A 16,800-nucleotide genomic window follows, 5' to 3' on the forward strand; every position below is an offset into this window, starting at 1 on the left:
AGCCATCATGCTAAACGTGCGCGGCCTGTGGGCCGAATATCAGGGCAAACCTGCCTTACAGGATGTGTCACTGCAAATCGCATCTGGAGAGTTGGTCGTGGTATTGGGGCCATCAGGTTGCGGTAAAACCACGTTATTGAATCTAATTGCCGGATTTATGGAGCCTTCAGCTGGCAGCATCACTCTGGATGATATACCGGTTCACGGCCCGAGTGCCGAACGGGGAGTGGTGTTCCAGCATGAGGGCTTACTGCCGTGGCGGGATGTGGTCAGCAATGTGGAGTTTGGCCTGCAACTGGCAGGATTAAGCAAACAACAGCGGCGCGAAACTGCCCTGAAAATGCTTCATCGGCTAGGGTTAGCTGGTTTTGAACATCACCTTATCTGGCAACTCTCTGGTGGGATGCGCCAACGGGTAGGGATTGCTCGTGCACTGGCGGTTGACCCGCGCTTGTTGCTGTTGGATGAGCCGTTTGGCGCGCTGGATGCTTTTACCCGCGAGCAGATGCAAGAGCTGTTGCTGACTATTTGGCGTGATACCGGCAAACAAATTTTGCTGATCACCCACGATATCGAAGAGGCGGTGTTTCTGGCCAGCGAGCTGCTATTGCTGTCTCCAGGGCCGGGGCAGGTGGTCGAACGACTGTCGCTGAATTTTGGTCAGCGTTATGCCGCTGGTGAGCCATGCCGATCCATTAAGTCTGATCCTGAATTTATCGCCCGCCGCGAATATGTGTTGGGTAAAGTCTTCCAGCAACGGGAGGTATTGATATGAGCCTGCACAGCACGTTACGTAATCAAGCCGTCACGCTGCCGCTTCACCGCCTACCGGCTAACGATGAACCCCCGTTGATTGCCAAGAAGGCGGCTCGCCGTTTACCTGCGGGTAATGGCTTGTGGCTTAGCATCACTACTCTGATTGTGGTGGTCGCGTTGTGGTGGGCGGTGACGGCGTTACAGCTTATCAGCCCACTCTTTTTACCCGCGCCGCAGCAGGTATTACATCAGTTATTGGTGATTGCCAGCCCGCAGGGGTTTATGGATGCCACGCTATGGCAACATCTGGCCGCCAGTTTGGGGCGAATTCTTATCGCATTACTCGCTGCGGTCGCACTTGGTGTTCCAACGGGCATTGCGATGGGGCTAAGCAGCACCGTACGTGGTGTGTTGGACCCACTGATTGAGATTTATCGCCCCGTTCCCCCCTTAGCCTATTTGCCCCTTATGGTTATCTGGTTCGGCATTGGTGAAACCTCAAAGATCCTGCTGATTTATCTGGCGATATTTGCGCCGGTGACGTTAGCCGCTGTGGCTGGCGTGCGTAGCGTGGCACAGGTGCGGGTTAGAGCTGCTCGTGCATTGGGGGCCAGTCGCTGGCAGGTTTTATGGTTTGTGGTGCTCCCCAGCGCCTTGCCAGAAATCTTAACCGGTATCCGCATTGGGTTGGGTGTGGGGTGGTCAACGTTGGTGGCTGCTGAGCTTATTGCCGCTACGCGCGGATTAGGGTTTATGGTGCAATCAGCCGGTGAGTTTCTCGCAACCGATGTCGTCATCGCCGGCATCAGTGTGATTGCTATTATCGCTTTTGGTATGGAGCTAAGTTTGCGGGCGATCCAACGCCGGCTAACACCTTGGTATGGAGCACAGCAATGAATGAACGCTTGGTAGTCACGCCGTTAGGGCCGCATATTGGTGCTTTGGTTGAGAATATTAATATTGCCCGCCCGTTGGGTGATAGTCAGTTTGAACAGCTTTATCATGCGTTACTCAAGCATCAGGTACTGTTTTTCCGCAATCAACCCATCACGCCATTACAGCAGCGTGAACTGGCCGGGCGTTTTGGTGATTTACATATTCATCCGGTTTATCCGCACACCAAAGAGTGTGAGGAGATTATCGTGCTGGATACCCATGATAATAATCCGCCGGACAACGATAACTGGCACACCGACGTGACGTTTATCGCCAATCCGCCATTAGGTGCGATTCTGGCGGCAAAGCAGCTACCGCCAACCGGTGGTGATACCTTATGGAGCAGTGGGATTGCGGCTTATGAAGCGCTTTCTGCTCCGTTTAAACAGCTTTTGGCCGGTTTACAGGCCGAGCATGACTTTGCGCACTCCTTCCCCGAGCACAAACATCGTGCGACCCCGGAAGAGCATCAACGATGGCTACTGGCTAAAGAGAATAATCCGCCGATATTGCATCCGGTGGTACGTACCCATCCGGTGAGCGGGCGTCAGGCATTGTTCGTCAATGAAGGATTCACCACCCGAATCGTTGAATTGAGTGATAAAGAGAGCGATGCTTTACTGCGTTTCCTGTTTGCACACACCACCAAGCCCGAGTTTCAAGTACGCTGGCGCTGGCAGCAGGATGATGTGGCGATGTGGGATAACCGTGTCACCCAGCACTATGCCAATGCCGATTATCTGCCACAACGGCGGGTGATGCATCGGGCGACTATTCTGGGGGATAGGCCGGTGTACCGGCCTGGTTAACGGGCGATTTGATTTAGTCTGTGATTAACAACGAGCGGGCCGCTGCGTCAACGGCATCAACGGTGATGTCATCAACCTGTGGCCCGGCATGTAACAACACATGGCGGGTTAACGGGTACCAGCGCCGGTATTTTTCTGGCCGCGACTCAAACAGTGCGACGACCGGGATCTGTAATGCTGAACTGATATGGACCGGTGCGCTATCAGCCGAAATAACCACATCCAATTGACTGGCTGCGGCCACGAACTCATCAACTGACGGTGTAAATAGACTTCGGCCGTGGATGCTCGCCAGTTGCTGTTCACTTGGCGGTGCGATGGGATCATACAAAATCACTATCTCGGCCTGATCACTGAGCTTCAGTGCCAACTGTTGCCACTTCTCCCACGACCAGCGCCGTTGCGGTGATTTATTCGAGACAAACAGCCCGATACGTGGCCGCTTGCGTTCACCTAATTCTGCCTGCCATTTTGCCTGCAATTGTGGGTCAGGATAGAGATGTAATTTGAGCGTATCGATGTCGACCCGCCCCAGTTCGGGTAGCAGTGCAAAACCAGACAGCGCCTCATGGCGTATTGGCCGATTGGTCACATGGTCAGGATTGCGGTCATCAAATTCACTGCCCGGGTTATGCCAACGGCTATCGACCACATTAAGTTGTTTAGCGAACTGGATACTGTTTTTGTTCATGCCACCGTTAGGGATAACCAGTAAATCAAAACGTAAACATCGCAGTCGCCAAATCAGGGCTAGACGATTAAACAGCGCCTTGATCCTGCCCGGCTGTTGGTTTCTTTCACATTGCTTACTGTAAACGTAGGTGTGAACGGTACTGATATCGGGGTTACGTGCCAGTGCATCTCGATTGTATTTATTGGCCAGCACATGAATTTCGGCGGCTGGCCAGCGCTGCTTTAATGCATGTAATAAAGCAGTGGTACAAACCAGATCGCCAAGGAAATCAATTCGGATAACCAAAATGCGCTGCATCAATACATATTCCCAGAAGTAATTTTATGCCTTATTAAACATGAAAATTTCCTGAGTAATAACAAAAATAAACGTAAATTTGAGATCTATTTTGATAATGAATGCTTCTGCTGCGCATAACGCCATAGAGTGACTGATAAACGTACCGCTCGCCAGAACTCACTGATATTCCCCGCGCCCTGAAACAGCGCTTTGGGTAAGCCTAATGCCCTAAACTCAGCCGCGAGTGCCGAACGTTCTGGTGACGGGGATAATTTCTTACGCATCAACCCGAAAAAATGGCCGCTCTCCTGATTAGCGTGACGTAACAGCGCACGGCTTAACGGCGGTTGTTGCGTGGCAGAAAGGTTAATTAGCGCGTTAATAATTCTAAGATAGCTATTGGCGCGAGCCACCAAGGCTTGGGGTAACGGAGAGTGGGTGATGGAGAGTGGGTTGGTGCGATAACCATAAAATGGCGTATCACAGAAACCGACACGTTGTACGGCGAGTGCCAGATGGGTGGTCCACAGAATATCTTCATGTAGCATTCCAGGGATGAATGCGAGTTGATGGGCCGCGATCAATTCGCGCCGAATCAATTGTAGCCATACATAATGTGGCCACTCATTATGTTCAATACTGCGAATAACCCATTGCTGGCCGCTAAGTATCTCGCTCCACGGCTGTTTATGTAACAAGGGGCTGCTGGGCGCTAGGTGGGGATCAGTGGTAAAGGTAAAACCATTACCTATCAGTAAATCTAATTGCTGCCGATTGGCCTGTTGCAACCAGGTTGATAAAGCATCAGAGGCCAGCCAGTCATCGCCATCAACAAAAGCAATCCAGGGGGCAGTTGCCCGAGCGATTCCAGCATTACGGGCCGCAGAAAGCCCCTGATTGGCCTGATTAACAATGACCAGCCGCGAATCACGGCGCGCGGCGGCTACTAATATCGTCAGGCTGTCATCGGTCGAACCATCATTGACGGCAATGATTTCCAATGACACACCCGACTGCTGGTACAATGAATCCAGTAGTTGTGTGAGGTAAGCGGCGCAATTAAATACCGGTACCACCACACTAATATCCTTATTAGTCATGACCTTATTATCCTTAATACTGGCGTTTTCTGAAAAGCGGTTATCCCGCTTCAAATATCTTAGTGAGGTTCTCCAACTGCTCCTGAGCATCTAGCCAGTGCATTTCAGTCTCTTCAAGTTTGGTTTTCACTTGCGTCTGCTGCTGTAAACATTGGGTCAAATCAGCCTTACGTGCAATATCGTATAAGGCAGAATCAGCCAATCGCTCTTCGATGACTGCCAGCTCGGTACTGAGCTTATCCATCTGTTTTTCCAGCGTCATAATCTGCTTACGCAATGGCTGAGTCTGGGTTCGGAACTCTGCCTCACGGCGTTTTTGATCTTTACGCTGTTGGGCACTATTACCGGACAACTCTTTTGTCGGATTATCCTGCTGGCTTTGCTGGCGCTGCACATCGACCAAAAATTGCTGGTAATCTTCTAAATCGCCGTCGAATTGCTCTACTTTGCCATCATGCACCAGATAGAGGTCATCGGTGGTGGAACGCAGTAAATGGCGGTCATGGGAAACCACCACCAATGCGCCTTCAAAATCAATCAAGGCTTCGGTTAGCGCCTGACGCATATCAAGATCAAGGTGGTTGGTTGGCTCATCGAGTAGCAATAGGTTAGGGCGCTGCCAGATAATCAGTGCCAGTACCAAACGCGCTTTTTCACCGCCGGAGAAGCGGGCTGTTGGGTCCGTAACCTGATCGCCCTGAAAACCGTAGCCACCTAAATAGTCGCGCAGTTGTTGTTCCGACTCTTTGGGTGCCAGGCGGCTCATATGCTGTAGCGGTGATTCATCCGCACGCAAAAACTCCAACTGATGCTGGGCGAAGTAACCCAGTTTAATCCCTTTGGATAAACCAATCTCACCGCTTTGTGGCTCTAATGTGCCGGCTAGCAACTTAATTAGCGTAGATTTACCCGCACCATTGCGCCCCAACAGACCGATGCGGGAGCCGGGGACCAGATTGAGCTTAATGGACTGCAAAATCGTACGATCACCATAGCCGGCGCTCACTTTCTCCATGCGGAGTAGGGGGTCAGGCAAACTTTCCGGTGTACGGAAGCTGAAGTGGAATGGATTATCCACATGGGCAGGTGCAATCAGTTCCATCCGCTCAAGCATCTTGATGCGGCTCTGAGCTTGTTTGGCTTTAGTCGCCTGTGCGCGGAAGCGGTCGATATAGCTTTGTAAATGCGCCACTTTTTCTTGCTGATGCTGATACATCGACTGCTGCTGCGAGAGCTTGGTCGCTCGCTGGCGTTCGAAAGATGAATAGTTACCGGTATATTCATTCAGCGTCTGCTGTTCAATATGCAGAATCTTATCAATAATAGGATCAAGGAAATCGCGGTCATGAGAAATTAATACCAGCGTGCCAGAATAGCTTTTCAGCCATTTTTCCAGCCAGATAACTGCATCCAAATCCAAGTGGTTGGTCGGTTCATCCAGCAGCAGTAAATCAGAGCGGCAAACCAGCGCTTGGGCCAGGTTAAGGCGCATGCGCCAGCCGCCAGAAAATGAACGTACCGGTTGCTGTAATTGCTCTTGAGAAAACCCCAGCCCGTGTAGCAAACTGGCGGCACGGGATTGAATTGTCCAGGCATGGATGGCATCAAGTTTGCCGTGCACGGTGGCGATGGCATGACCATCATTTTTTTCGTTAGCGGCCTGAAGTTCGGCCTCCAATTGGCGATATTCGCGGTCCCCGTCGATAACATACTCTATCGCCGGAATATCCAGGGCCGGGGTCTCTTGATTAACCCAGGCCAGTGCCCAGTTGCTGGGGAAAGTGGCATTGCCCCCATCGGCGCTCAGTTCGCCTTTGAGCAACGCCAGCAGGGTGGATTTACCACAACCGTTTTTGCCGACCAGCCCGACCTTTTGGCCAGGATTAATCGTTGCTGTAGCGTTGTCCAGCAAGACGCGGGTACCACGTCGTATTTGAAGCGAAGAAAAAACAATCATAGAGTGCCGTATGTTTAGAGTATGTTAAATTGTCATTGTATTTTTGACGTTACAGGGGGCTAGTTGCGCGCATTCACCCGAATCACATATTTGTAGTTGGCCTTATTTGCATAGGCTTATCGGATTTTGCTCGCTTGCGGCTGACCTGCAACCCCAATTACTTTGGGTATAAATCTTAGTCTTTTTTGGTCTTTGCGGAGCATGGTAACGGAAAAACCGGACCCTGACGACGCTTTGGAGGGGAATGATGTCGCAGCCACCGAAGGTTTTGCTGCTGTATGCCCATCCGGAATCACAAGACTCGGTGGCAAACCGGGTTTTACTGCAACCGGTGCAGCAGTTAGCACATGTTACTGTGCACGATCTTTATGCACATTATCCTGATTTCTTTATTGATATTCACCATGAGCAGCAATTGCTACGTGAGCATCAAGTTATTGTATTTCAACATCCCCTCTATACCTACAGTTGCCCGGCGTTGCTGAAGGAGTGGCTGGACCGGGTATTAGCTCGTGGTTTTGCCAATGGTGTGGGTGGTCATGCTCTGACGGGTAAGTATTGGCGCTCGGTAATTACCACCGGCGAACCGGAAGGGGCCTATCGGGTAGGGGGCTATAACCGCTATCCGATGGAAGATATTCTGCGCCCTTTCGAATTGACAGCGGCTATGTGCCATATGCATTGGATGAACCCGATGATTATATACTGGGCGCGACGTCAGAAACCGGAAGTCTTAGCCAGCCATGCGCAAGCTTATACGCAGTGGTTGCAGTCGCCGCTGCCTGCGGGAGGGCACTGATATATGGAAGGCTCAGCGCTACTTACTGCCATTTTATTATTTTTATTTGCCGCTGTGGTTGCGGTCCCTATTGCTCAACGCCTGGGTATTGGTGCGGTGTTGGGTTATCTGATAGCCGGTATTGCTATTGGTCCATGGGGGTTAGGTTTTATACGTGATGTTGACGAAATACTGCACTTCTCCGAGCTTGGTGTGGTGTTTCTGATGTTTATCATTGGGTTGGAGTTGAATCCAGCCAAGCTATGGCAGTTGCGGCGCTCTATTTTTGGTGTCGGTGCGGGTCAGGTCGTTATTACAGCAGCAGTATTGGGGGCATTACTCTATTTCACCCAATTCGCCTGGCAGGCGGCGGTTATCGGTGGCATTGGTTTAGCAATGTCCTCGACCGCGATGGCATTGCAGCTAATGCGGGAAAAAGGCATGAACCGCAACGAAGGCGGGCAGCTCGGATTCTCGGTGTTACTGTTCCAGGATATGGCGGTTATACCTGCTTTGGCGTTGATCCCTATTCTGGCGGGGGGGGGTGGTGCTGCCAATGATTGGGTCAAAATTGGTATTAAAGTTGCGGCGTTTGCGGGCATGTTGATTGGTGGTCGCTATCTGCTGCGCCCCTTGTTTCGCTATATTGTCGCCTCTGGTGTGCGGGAGGTTTTTACTGCCGCCGCATTACTGGTGGTATTAGGTTCTGCACTGTTTATGGATGCATTGGGCCTATCGATGGCGTTAGGGACATTTATCGCCGGGATATTACTGGCCGAAAGTGAATTTCAGCACGAACTGGAAATTGCCATCGAACCTTTTAAAGGGTTATTGCTCGGGTTGTTCTTTATTTCGGTTGGGATGGCGCTGAATCTTGGTGTGCTATTCACTCACCTGTTGGATGTGTTGTTAGGTGTGCTGGCGCTGGTATTTATCAAAGGCACCGTATTGTATGGTTTGGCACGTACATTTGGCTTGCGCCGTTCGGTGCGCTTGCAATTTGCCGGAGTGCTCAGTCAGGGCGGTGAATTTGCTTTCGTCTTGTTCTCCGCTGCATTCTCTCAACATGTTCTAAATGCTGAACAACTGGCATTGCTGCTGGTGGTGGTTACGTTGTCGATGATGACGACACCATTATTGATGCAGGCTATCGATCGCATTCTGATCCGCCGTTATAACGCGCAGGAAGAGAGCGATGAGAAGCCGTTCGTGGAAGATAATGATCCACAGGTGATTATTGTTGGTTTTGGGCGATTTGGTCAGGTGATTGGCCGCCTACTGATGGCGAACAAAATGCGTATTACCGTGTTAGAACGTGATGTCAGTGCGGTGAGTGTGATGCGCAAATACGGTTACAAAGTCTATTACGGCGATGCCACCGAATTGGAACTGCTGCGGGCCGCCGGCGCGGAAAAAGCTAAAGCTATTGTTATCACCTGTAATGAGCCGGAAGATACCATGACATTGGTGCATCTGTGCCAGCAACATTTCCCTGACTTGCACATTCTGGCGCGTGCCAGAGGGCGTGTTGAAGCACATGAACTGTTGCAAAATGGCGTCAAAGACTTCACCCGTGAAACCTTTTCCAGTGCGCTGGAGTTGGGACGTAAAACGCTATTGGGATTGGGAATGCATCCACATCAAGCTTATCGGGCGCAACAACATTTCCGCCGTCTTGATATGCGGATGCTGCGTGAATTGGTGCCGCAGCATCATGGTGATGTGGCGCAAATCTCCAGAGTTAAAGAGGCCCGCCGTGAACTGGAAGATATTTTCCAGCGAGAAATGCTACACGAAAGTCGGCAGTTAGATGGGTGGGATGAATACGAATAATGTCGGAGAAAACGATGACAAGTGCTCTTAATAAGACAAAAACGCGCAAAAGATTTATCGCTGGAGCGGTTTGTCCAAAATGTAAGGCATTGGATACATTGGCTTTATGGCGTGAAGATCAGGTAGAGGTGGTCGAGTGTGTCAAGTGTGGTCACCATCAACGCCAGACGGATGAACAGGTCAATCAACACGTCCGCCCGCATGAACAAGTGATCGGTATTTTCCATCCCGAGTAGCGTTATCCTTCGCGATTTTTTATGCTGGTGGGTACAGCGGTGCAGATTTCAGCTACAATCTGTGCCAATTTTTGTTCCAAGGGTAGGAGATATCATGAAAGTAGCAAAAGACTTGGTGGTCAGCCTGGCTTACCAGGTACGTACAGAAGACGGTGTTTTAGTTGATGAGTCTCCGGTGAGTGCGCCGTTGGACTACTTGCATGGACACGGTTCCCTGATCGCTGGTTTGGAAAAAGCGCTCGAAGGTCATGAAGCTGGCGACAGCTTTGATGTGCGCGTGAATGCAGACGAAGGCTACGGCAGCTATGATGAAAATCTGGTGCAGCGCGTACCGAAAGACGTCTTTATGGGCGTTGACGAGCTGGAAGTTGGCATGCGTTTCCTGGCTGATACCGATCAAGGTCCAGTACCGGTAGAGATCACTGCTGTTGAAGATGAGCACGTGGTGGTTGATGGTAACCACATGCTGGCGGGTCAGGATCTGAACTTCCACGTTGAAGTGGTTGCTATCCGTGAAGCAACAGAAGAAGAGCTGCAACATGGCCACGTACATGGCGAGCATGATCATCATCATGAACACGGTGATGGTTGCTGCGGCGGTCATGGCCATGATGAGGGTGACCACGATCATGAACATGGTAAAGGTGGTTGTGGTAAGGGCGGCTGTGGCTGTCACTAAGATCTGACCTGTTACTAAAATTTGACATGGTCAGTCAAAAGCCAGCCTTGCGGCTGGCTTTTTGCTATCCGCATTAATAATGCGGAGGCGGTGTCTCTTCTGCTGGCGAGGCCATCATGGAAGACTGAGATTCGCGCAGTTTATCGGTCAACAAACGCAGATGCTCCCGCAATTTGGTCATTTCCATTTGGTGCTCCGTCACGATCAAATTGAGTTCCTCAATCGTCACTTCCTGAAATGCCAGACGGCTTTCCAGCATTTCCAGCCGTTGTTCAAACAGGGATTGTTCCATATTAATTTCCTCTCATGACTGCAAACCATACCCTCTTATTACTTCCTATTTGATACTCATAGAGAAAAAACAGGGGAGGGGCGATTCTACCTGTAAAACGCCGTGATTGCCTTGCGAGGGTCAAGATATCGATAAAACGAAACTTCTTGTAGTAAAAAAAGTCTTAATATCACTTAATAGCATCAGCATAGAGATTGTTTTGTGTTCGCACAGACAGTTATAGTACAAGTTACACTTATAATCGTTGCTTGGGGTAAGTGTCCTTAAGCCAATGGAGAAATGGATGAAATCACTGTTTAAAGTAACGCTACTGGCTACCACCATGGCGCTGACCCTGAATACCTCTGCTACTTTCGCTGCTGAAGCAGCTAAAACCGCAGCCGCGCCAGCAACGACCAATAGCGCATTTAAAAATGATGACCAGCAATCTGCTTATGCATTAGGCGCATCATTAGGGCGTTACATGGATAATTCCCTAAAAGAACAAGAAAAGCTGGGTATTAAACTGGATAAAGACCAGTTGATCGCCGGTGTTCAGGACGCGTTTGCTAACAAAAGCAAACTGACTGATGCAGAAATTGAAAGCACTCTGCAAAGTTTTGAAGCTCGCGTAAAAGCTTCTGCTCAGGCAAAAATGGAGCAGGACGCTAAAGAAAATGCCGATAAGGGCGCTAAGTATCGCGATACTTTCGCTAAAGAAAAAGATGTGAAGAAAACCGAATCTGGCCTGCTGTACAAAGTAGAGAAAGCCGGTACTGGTGAAGCACCAAAAGACAGTGATACCGTGGTTGTTAATTACAAAGGGACACTGACTGATGGCACTGAGTTTGATAACTCCTACAAGCGTGGTGAGCCATTATCCTTCCGCTTGGACGGTGTTATCCCAGGTTGGACTGAAGGCCTGAAGCAAATCAAAAAAGGTGGCAAGATCACCCTGGTTATCCCACCAGAACTGGCTTACGGCAAAACTGGCGTCCCAGGTATCCCAGCTAACTCTACTCTGGTATTCGATGTAGAACTGTTAGATGTGAAAGCGGCGCCAAAAGCTGATGCTCCAGAAGAGCAACCAGCAGCAGCTGCAGGCGAAAAAGCGAAGAAGTAATTCAGCTTAGTTCACCGATTCTGCTTATAACCGCTGCGATAATTGTCGTGGCGGTTTTTTTTGCGGCACATCTATCAATTTTCACTTCTGTTCGTTGATAACTTGACGGTTTATGGCTTGTGGGCTTAACGTCAATATCACGCGCAAACGCAAGGATTTTATCTCAGCATATTTGCTAGACTTAAAATCTAAGATATTGAGTTATGAGTCTGCCAACGATATTGAGACAGGCTTTACCTAGAGGATGGTGTCTTCGATGTCTAATTCGCTTCTCAGTAGCGAAACCAGTGAACTGGATTTACTGGATGAACGTCCGTTCAGTCAGACGGACCATGAAATACTAAAATCATACGAAGCTGTCGTTGATGGCTTAGCTATGCTTATTGGCGGCCACTGTGAAATTGTTCTGCACTCACTGGAAGATCTGAAAAGCTCTGCGGTAAGAATTGCGAATGGAGAACACACTGGAAGGCAAATTGGTTCACCGATAACCGACTTGGCTCTACGGATGTTGCACGATATGGCCGGTGCTGACAGCAGTGTTTCAAGAGCTTATTTCACCCGAGCCAAAAGTGGTGTACTGATGAAATCAGTCACTATCGCTATCCGTAACCGTGACCAGCGTGTTATTGGCTTGCTGTGCATCAACATGAATCTGGATGTGCCTTTCTCACAAATCATCCAAACGTTTATGCCGCCGGAAACGCAGGAAGTTGCTTCCTCGGTCAACTTTGCCTCATCTGTTGATGATTTGGTGGCGCAAACACTTGAATTTACCATCGAAGAAGTCAATGCGGACCGTAATGTTTCTAACAATGCGAAGAACCGCCAAGTGGTACTTAATCTTTATGAAAAGGGTATTTTTGATATCAAAGATGCCATCAATCAGGTTGCAGAACGGCTTAATATCTCTAAACACACCGTCTATCTTTACATTCGCCAATTCAAAAGTGGCGACCTTGTAGGGCACGACCGTTAATGTCTGGCGTGAAAAGATATTGTCTTATGGTCACTGGGCCTGCTTATGGTACGCAGCAGGCCAGTAGTGCTTATCAATTCGCACAAGCGCTGATAAATTCAGGTCACAGTTTGGTGAGTGTTTTCTTCTATCGCGAAGGCGTTTTGAACGCTAACCAATTAACTGCCCCAGCCAGTGATGAATTTGACTTGGTAAGGGCGTGGCAACAATTGGCGGCTGAACATGCTGTTATGTTGCATGTGTGTGTGGCGGCGGCATTACGCCGTGGTGTAACCGACCAACAGGAAGCCGAACAACTCAATCTTGCGGCAGCGAATCTGCAACCGGGTTTTACCTTAACCGGCCTGGGTGCGTTAGCCGAAGCTGCATTGACCTGTGATCGCATGGTGCAATTTTAATGGCAATGAAACGTGTCGCTTTTGTTTTCACCCAAGGTCCGCATGGCAATTCGGCAGGGCGGGAAGGGTTGGATGCCTTACTGGCTACATCGGCATTAAGCGAAGATTTAGGTGTATTCTTTCTGTCAGATGGTGTTTTGCAGCTATTACCTCAGCAACAACCGGAAATAATTCTCGCCAGAAACTATATTGCCACTTTCGGTGTCTTACCCCTGTACGATGTTGAGAATTGTTATATCTGCGAAGCCTCATTAGAGCAACGCGGGTTGAGTGGTGTGACGAACTGGATCCTTGCTGTCGAGGTATTATCTCCGGTAAATTTACGTCGCCAATTGGCAACTTATGATGTTGTGCTGACTTTTTAATGGGATTTGGGTCGCTATAATGCTGTATACCGTCAGTCATTCTCCTTATCGTTGCGATTTATCTGCTTTGCTGAGATTAGTCACATCCGAAGATGAGATTCTCTTTCTACAAGATGGCGTTATGACTGTTTTGAAAAACAGTGAAAGTCTTAAGCTATTGTTAAATAACCCCGCTTCTCTATTTGTGTTAGAAGATGACGTTATTGCACGTGGTTTGTCTGGTCAAATTTCAGACAGCGCTACGCTAATCGGCTATACTCACTTCGTGGATTTGACCCTAAAACATCAGCAACAACTGGCATGGTAATGCAGTCAATGCTGTATATTTCTTGACACCTTAGATAGTCAGCCATAAAATTCTGCGTCCTCGTTCTCTGCCAGTCGTGCAAACGAGGGGGATTTATCACGTGTTTACGAAGCAAAAAACCAGGAGCTTTTTTAATAATGGCAACGATTAACCAGCTGGTTCGCAAGCCACGCAGCATGAAGGTTGCTAAAAGCAACGTTCCTGCGCTGGAAGCATGCCCGCAGAAACGTGGTGTATGTACCCGCGTATATACCACCACCCCGAAAAAACCTAACTCCGCACTGCGTAAAGTTTGCCGTGTGCGTTTAACTAACGGTTTTGAAGTCACCTCCTACATCGGCGGTGAAGGTCATAACCTACAGGAACACTCCGTGATCCTGATCCGTGGCGGTCGTGTAAAAGACTTGCCAGGTGTGCGTTACCACACCGTCCGCGGCGCGCTTGACTGCTCAGGTGTTAAAGACCGTAAGCAATCACGTTCTAAGTACGGCGTGAAGAAGCCAAAGGCTTAATGGTTCTCCGTTAAGTAAGGCCAAACATTTTCACATTAATGTCAAAATAAACTCTTAGAGTTTTGGACAACCCTGAATTAACAACGGAGTATTTCCATGCCACGTCGTCGTGTAATTGGTCAGCGTAAAATTTTGCCAGATCCTAAGTTCGGATCTGAATTGCTGGCTAAATTTGTAAATATCCTGATGGTAGATGGTAAAAAATCTACTGCAGAAGCAATCGTCTATACCGCGCTGGAAACCCTGGCTCAGCGTTCTGGTAAAGATTTTCTGGAAGCTTTCGAAGTAGCTCTGGATAACGTGCGCCCGACTGTCGAAGTTAAGTCTCGCCGCGTTGGTGGTTCTACTTATCAGGTACCAGTTGAAGTTCGTCCGGTTCGTCGTAATGCCTTGGCAATGCGTTGGATCGTTGATGCTGCTCGTAAACGCGGTGATAAATCCATGGCTTTGCGCTTGGCGAATGAACTGTCTGACGCAGCAGAGAACAAAGGTTCTGCTGTTAAGAAACGTGAAGACGTTCACCGTATGGCCGAAGCTAACAAGGCGTTCGCGCACTACCGCTGGTAATTACCACGCAGTAGCTATGCTAACCATGCGGGCGCTTTAATAGTTAACCCGCATGGTTAATCGAATGAACGCCTAAGGCAATAGAGGAATCAAATGGCTCGTAAAACACCCATTGAGCGCTATCGTAATATCGGTATCAGCGCTCACATCGACGCCGGTAAGACAACCACTACCGAACGTATCCTGTTTTACACCGGTGTAAACCATAAGATCGGTGAAGTTCATAACGGCGCAGCCACTATGGACTGGATGGAACAAGAGCAGGAACGTGGTATTACCATTACTTCTGCGGCTACTACCTGCTTCTGGTCTGGTATGGCTAAACAGTATGAACCACATCACATCAATATCATTGACACCCCAGGGCACGTTGACTTCACCATTGAAGTTGAACGTTCTATGCGTGTTCTTGACGGTGCGGTAATGGTTTACTGTGCAGTTGGTGGTGTTCAGCCACAGTCTGAGACCGTATGGCGTCAGGCGAACAAATATAAAGTCCCACGCATTGCGTTCGTTAACAAAATGGACCGCATGGGTGCTAACTTCCTGAAAGTTGTTGGCCAGCTTAAAGCTCGTCTGGGCGCGAATCCAGTTCCATTGCAACTGGCAATCGGCGCGGAAGAGAAATTCACTGGTGTTATCGATCTAGTGAAAATGAAAGCGATCAACTGGAATGAAGCCGATCTGGGTGTGACCTTCGAATACGAAGAGATCCCTGCTGATATGGCTGAGCTGGCTGCTGAATGGCACCAGAATCTGGTTGAATCGGCTGCAGAAGCGTCTGAAGAGCTGATGGACAAGTATTTGGGCGGCGAAGAGCTGACCGAAGAAGAAATCAAGAAAGCTCTGCGTCAACGTGTTCTGCGCAACGAAATTATCTTGGTTACCTGTGGCTCTGCGTTTAAAAACAAAGGCGTACAGGCAATGCTGGATGCAGTTATCGATTATCTGCCAGCGCCAACTGACGTTGAAGCAATCAACGGTATTTTGGACGATGGTAAAGATACTCCGGCTGTTCGTCATTCAGACGACAAAGAGCCGTTCTCTGCATTGGCATTCAAAATTGCTACCGACCCGTTTGTGGGTAACCTGACATTCTTCCGTGTGTACTCTGGCATTGTTAACTCCGGTGACACTGTGCTGAACTCAGTACGTTCGCGTGAAGAGCGTTTGGGTCGTATCGTACAGATGCACGCCAACAAACGTGAAGAGATCAAAGAAGTTCGCGCAGGTGACATCGCAGCAGCGATCGGCCTGAAAGACGTGACGACGGGTGACACCTTATGTGATCCAAAGCATGTGATCATTCTGGAACGTATGGAGTTCCCTGAGCCGGTTATCTCTGTTGCCGTTGAACCAAAAACCAAAGCCGACCAGGAAAAAATGGGTATGGCTCTGGGGCGTCTGGCAAAAGAAGATCCATCATTCCGTGTGTGGACTGACGAAGAATCAGGTCAGACTATCATCGCTGGTATGGGTGAGCTGCACTTGGATATCCTGGTTGACCGTATGCGCCGCGAATTTAGCGTGGAAGCAAACATCGGTAAACCTCAGGTTGCTTACCGTGAAACTATCCGCGATACCGTCAAGGACGTGGAAGGTAAGCACGCTAAGCAGTCAGGCGGTCGTGGTCAGTACGGTCATGTTGTTATCGATATGTCTCCGTTACCACCGGGTGGCGCTGGGTATGAATTCGTCAACGAAATCGTTGGTGGTTCTATTCCTAAAGAGTTCATCCCTGCTGTTGATAAAGGTATCCAGGAACAACTGAAATCCGGTCCTCTGGCTGGTTATCCGGTTGTGGACGTTAAAGTGCGTCTGCACTACGGTTCTTACCATGATGTTGACTCCTCAGAATTGGCGTTTAAATTAGCCGGTTCTATCGCCTTTAAAGAAGGTTTCAAACGAGCTAAACCAGTTCTGCTTGAGCCAATAATGAAGGTTGAAATCGAAACCCCTGAAGATTATGCGGGTGACGTAATGGGTGACCTGAGTCGTCGTCGTGGCATGATCGAAGGTATGGAAGATACGTTAACTGGTAAGACTATTCGTGCCCAGGTTCCGTTGTCTGAAATGTTCGGTTATGCTACTGACCTGCGCTCTCAGACCCAGGGCCGTGCTTCATACTCTATGGAGTTCCTGAAGTATGCTGAAGCGCCGAGTAACGTCGCTCAAGCCGTTATCGAAGCCCGTGGCAAATAAGCTTTCGGGTTTAAAACAA

The 16,800-nt window shown here is 49.3% G+C and carries 19 protein-coding genes; 15 read left to right on the plus strand and 4 right to left on the minus strand.

Annotation, left to right across the window (positions count from 1 at the left end; all coding sequences use genetic code 11):
- The first annotated feature begins 7 nt into the window (after positions 1-7).
- The 3 genes from tauB to tauD are packed head-to-tail and all read left to right on the plus strand — an operon-like array spanning position 8 to position 2,501.
- A complete protein-coding gene (gene tauB / locus V1952_RS00245; protein WP_420070866.1) occupies positions 8-775 on the plus strand; it encodes a taurine ABC transporter ATP-binding subunit in 768 nt (255 codons plus the stop codon).
- Positions 772-1,653 (plus strand): taurine ABC transporter permease TauC, encoded by an 882-nt coding sequence (gene tauC, locus V1952_RS00250; protein WP_372560340.1) that lies wholly within the window; start codon positions 772-774, stop codon positions 1,651-1,653. The genes tauB and tauC overlap by 4 nt, the downstream gene beginning before the upstream one ends.
- Complete coding sequence (gene tauD, locus V1952_RS00255) at positions 1,650-2,501, plus strand: taurine dioxygenase (protein ID WP_372560341.1); 852 nt, start codon at positions 1,650-1,652, stop codon at positions 2,499-2,501. The genes tauC and tauD overlap by 4 nt, the downstream gene beginning before the upstream one ends.
- A 13-nt stretch (positions 2,502-2,514) precedes the next feature.
- On the opposite strand, the gene V1952_RS00260 is transcribed toward tauD, so the two are convergent.
- The 3 genes from V1952_RS00260 to V1952_RS00270 form a co-directional block, all read right to left on the minus strand.
- Complete coding sequence (locus V1952_RS00260; RefSeq protein ID WP_420070864.1) at positions 2,515-3,492, minus strand: glycosyltransferase family 9 protein; 978 nt, start codon at positions 3,490-3,492, stop codon at positions 2,515-2,517.
- An 86-nt stretch (positions 3,493-3,578) separates the two neighbouring features.
- Positions 3,579-4,574, minus strand: a complete 996-nt coding sequence (locus tag V1952_RS00265) for a glycosyltransferase (protein WP_420074197.1) — start codon at positions 4,572-4,574, stop codon at positions 3,579-3,581.
- 40 nt (positions 4,575-4,614) lie between these two features.
- A complete protein-coding gene (locus V1952_RS00270; protein WP_372560344.1) occupies positions 4,615-6,531 on the minus strand; it encodes an ABC transporter ATP-binding protein in 1,917 nt (638 codons plus the stop codon).
- Between the two features lie 247 nt (positions 6,532-6,778).
- On the opposite strand from V1952_RS00270, the gene kefG reads away from it, so the two are divergent.
- The 4 genes from kefG to slyD all read left to right on the plus strand — a co-directional run bounded on the left by kefG (position 6,779) and on the right by slyD (position 10,057).
- Entirely contained in the window at positions 6,779-7,330 is a 552-nt protein-coding gene (gene kefG, locus V1952_RS00275; protein WP_420074199.1) for a glutathione-regulated potassium-efflux system ancillary protein KefG, read from the plus strand.
- A gap of 3 nt (positions 7,331-7,333) precedes the next feature.
- Positions 7,334-9,142, plus strand: a complete 1,809-nt coding sequence (gene kefB, locus V1952_RS00280; protein ID WP_083161175.1) for a glutathione-regulated potassium-efflux system protein KefB — start codon at positions 7,334-7,336, stop codon at positions 9,140-9,142.
- Positions 9,143-9,156: 14 nt separating this feature from the next.
- Entirely contained in the window at positions 9,157-9,378 is a 222-nt protein-coding gene (locus V1952_RS00285; RefSeq protein ID WP_372560345.1) for a YheV family putative zinc ribbon protein, read from the plus strand.
- A gap of 94 nt (positions 9,379-9,472) precedes the next feature.
- Entirely contained in the window at positions 9,473-10,057 is a 585-nt protein-coding gene (gene slyD, locus V1952_RS00290) for a peptidylprolyl isomerase (RefSeq protein WP_372560346.1), read from the plus strand.
- Positions 10,058-10,130: 73 nt separating this feature from the next.
- Here the strand turns inward: slyD and V1952_RS00295 are convergent, their stop codons facing one another.
- Positions 10,131-10,349 carry a protein SlyX gene (locus V1952_RS00295; protein WP_005186209.1) on the minus strand — a complete coding sequence of 73 codons (219 nt, stop codon included), beginning with the start codon at positions 10,347-10,349 and terminating at the stop codon, positions 10,131-10,133.
- Positions 10,350-10,632: 283 nt separating this feature from the next.
- On the opposite strand from V1952_RS00295, the gene fkpA reads away from it, so the two are divergent.
- From fkpA to fusA, 8 genes are all read left to right on the plus strand, one after another.
- Entirely contained in the window at positions 10,633-11,451 is an 819-nt protein-coding gene (gene fkpA, locus V1952_RS00300) for an FKBP-type peptidyl-prolyl cis-trans isomerase (protein ID WP_372560347.1), read from the plus strand.
- Between the two features lie 256 nt (positions 11,452-11,707).
- The gene (locus V1952_RS00305; RefSeq protein ID WP_032906602.1) at positions 11,708-12,430 is read left to right on the plus strand and encodes a helix-turn-helix transcriptional regulator; all 723 of its coding nucleotides are present in this window, start codon (positions 11,708-11,710) and stop codon (positions 12,428-12,430) included.
- Positions 12,430-12,828 carry a sulfurtransferase complex subunit TusD gene (gene tusD / locus V1952_RS00310; protein ID WP_083161172.1) on the plus strand — a complete coding sequence of 133 codons (399 nt, stop codon included), beginning with the start codon at positions 12,430-12,432 and terminating at the stop codon, positions 12,826-12,828. The genes V1952_RS00305 and tusD overlap by 1 nt, the downstream gene beginning before the upstream one ends.
- A complete protein-coding gene (gene tusC / locus V1952_RS00315; RefSeq protein WP_372560348.1) occupies positions 12,828-13,193 on the plus strand; it encodes a sulfurtransferase complex subunit TusC in 366 nt (121 codons plus the stop codon). The genes tusD and tusC overlap by 1 nt, the downstream gene beginning before the upstream one ends.
- A 19-nt stretch (positions 13,194-13,212) precedes the next feature.
- Entirely contained in the window at positions 13,213-13,500 is a 288-nt protein-coding gene (gene tusB, locus V1952_RS00320; protein WP_049601300.1) for a sulfurtransferase complex subunit TusB, read from the plus strand.
- Positions 13,501-13,637: 137 nt separating this feature from the next.
- Positions 13,638-14,012, plus strand: coding sequence for a 30S ribosomal protein S12 (gene rpsL / locus V1952_RS00325; RefSeq protein ID WP_002212323.1), 375 nt, complete (start codon positions 13,638-13,640; stop codon positions 14,010-14,012).
- Positions 14,013-14,108: 96 nt separating this feature from the next.
- Positions 14,109-14,579: a 30S ribosomal protein S7 gene (rpsG, locus tag V1952_RS00330; RefSeq protein WP_002212324.1), complete on the plus strand. Its 471-nt coding sequence runs from the start codon at positions 14,109-14,111 to the stop codon at positions 14,577-14,579.
- 93 nt (positions 14,580-14,672) lie between these two features.
- A complete protein-coding gene (gene fusA / locus V1952_RS00335; protein ID WP_083161170.1) occupies positions 14,673-16,781 on the plus strand; it encodes an elongation factor G in 2,109 nt (702 codons plus the stop codon).
- The last annotated feature ends 19 nt before the right edge of the window (positions 16,782-16,800 follow it).

The organism is Yersinia sp. 2542 StPb PI (assembly GCF_048593855.1).
Lineage (GTDB): Bacteria > Pseudomonadota > Gammaproteobacteria > Enterobacterales > Enterobacteriaceae > Yersinia > Yersinia enterocolitica_E.

What these genes read in the sequence shown, in the direction of transcription:
- tauB (WP_420070866.1), top strand. Translation starts at nt 8, where the DNA reads ATGCTAAACGTGCGCGGCCTGTGGGCCGAATATCAGGGCAAACCTGCC.
- tauC (WP_372560340.1), top strand. Translation starts at nt 772, where the DNA reads ATGAGCCTGCACAGCACGTTACGTAATCAAGCCGTCACGCTGCCGCTT.
- tauD (WP_372560341.1), top strand. Translation starts at nt 1,650, where the DNA reads ATGAATGAACGCTTGGTAGTCACGCCGTTAGGGCCGCATATTGGTGCT.
- V1952_RS00260 (WP_420070864.1), bottom strand. Translation starts at nt 3,492, where the DNA reads ATGCAGCGCATTTTGGTTATCCGAATTGATTTCCTTGGCGATCTGGTT.
- V1952_RS00265 (WP_420074197.1), bottom strand. Translation starts at nt 4,574, where the DNA reads ATGACTAATAAGGATATTAGTGTGGTGGTACCGGTATTTAATTGCGCC.
- V1952_RS00270 (WP_372560344.1), bottom strand. Translation starts at nt 6,531, where the DNA reads ATGATTGTTTTTTCTTCGCTTCAAATACGACGTGGTACCCGCGTCTTG.
- kefG (WP_420074199.1), top strand. Translation starts at nt 6,779, where the DNA reads ATGTCGCAGCCACCGAAGGTTTTGCTGCTGTATGCCCATCCGGAATCA.
- kefB (WP_083161175.1), top strand. Translation starts at nt 7,334, where the DNA reads ATGGAAGGCTCAGCGCTACTTACTGCCATTTTATTATTTTTATTTGCC.
- V1952_RS00285 (WP_372560345.1), top strand. Translation starts at nt 9,157, where the DNA reads ATGACAAGTGCTCTTAATAAGACAAAAACGCGCAAAAGATTTATCGCT.
- slyD (WP_372560346.1), top strand. Translation starts at nt 9,473, where the DNA reads ATGAAAGTAGCAAAAGACTTGGTGGTCAGCCTGGCTTACCAGGTACGT.
- V1952_RS00295 (WP_005186209.1), bottom strand. Translation starts at nt 10,349, where the DNA reads ATGGAACAATCCCTGTTTGAACAACGGCTGGAAATGCTGGAAAGCCGT.
- fkpA (WP_372560347.1), top strand. Translation starts at nt 10,633, where the DNA reads ATGAAATCACTGTTTAAAGTAACGCTACTGGCTACCACCATGGCGCTG.
- V1952_RS00305 (WP_032906602.1), top strand. Translation starts at nt 11,708, where the DNA reads ATGTCTAATTCGCTTCTCAGTAGCGAAACCAGTGAACTGGATTTACTG.
- tusD (WP_083161172.1), top strand. Translation starts at nt 12,430, where the DNA reads ATGTCTGGCGTGAAAAGATATTGTCTTATGGTCACTGGGCCTGCTTAT.
- tusC (WP_372560348.1), top strand. Translation starts at nt 12,828, where the DNA reads ATGGCAATGAAACGTGTCGCTTTTGTTTTCACCCAAGGTCCGCATGGC.
- tusB (WP_049601300.1), top strand. Translation starts at nt 13,213, where the DNA reads ATGCTGTATACCGTCAGTCATTCTCCTTATCGTTGCGATTTATCTGCT.
- rpsL (WP_002212323.1), top strand. Translation starts at nt 13,638, where the DNA reads ATGGCAACGATTAACCAGCTGGTTCGCAAGCCACGCAGCATGAAGGTT.
- rpsG (WP_002212324.1), top strand. Translation starts at nt 14,109, where the DNA reads ATGCCACGTCGTCGTGTAATTGGTCAGCGTAAAATTTTGCCAGATCCT.
- fusA (WP_083161170.1), top strand. Translation starts at nt 14,673, where the DNA reads ATGGCTCGTAAAACACCCATTGAGCGCTATCGTAATATCGGTATCAGC.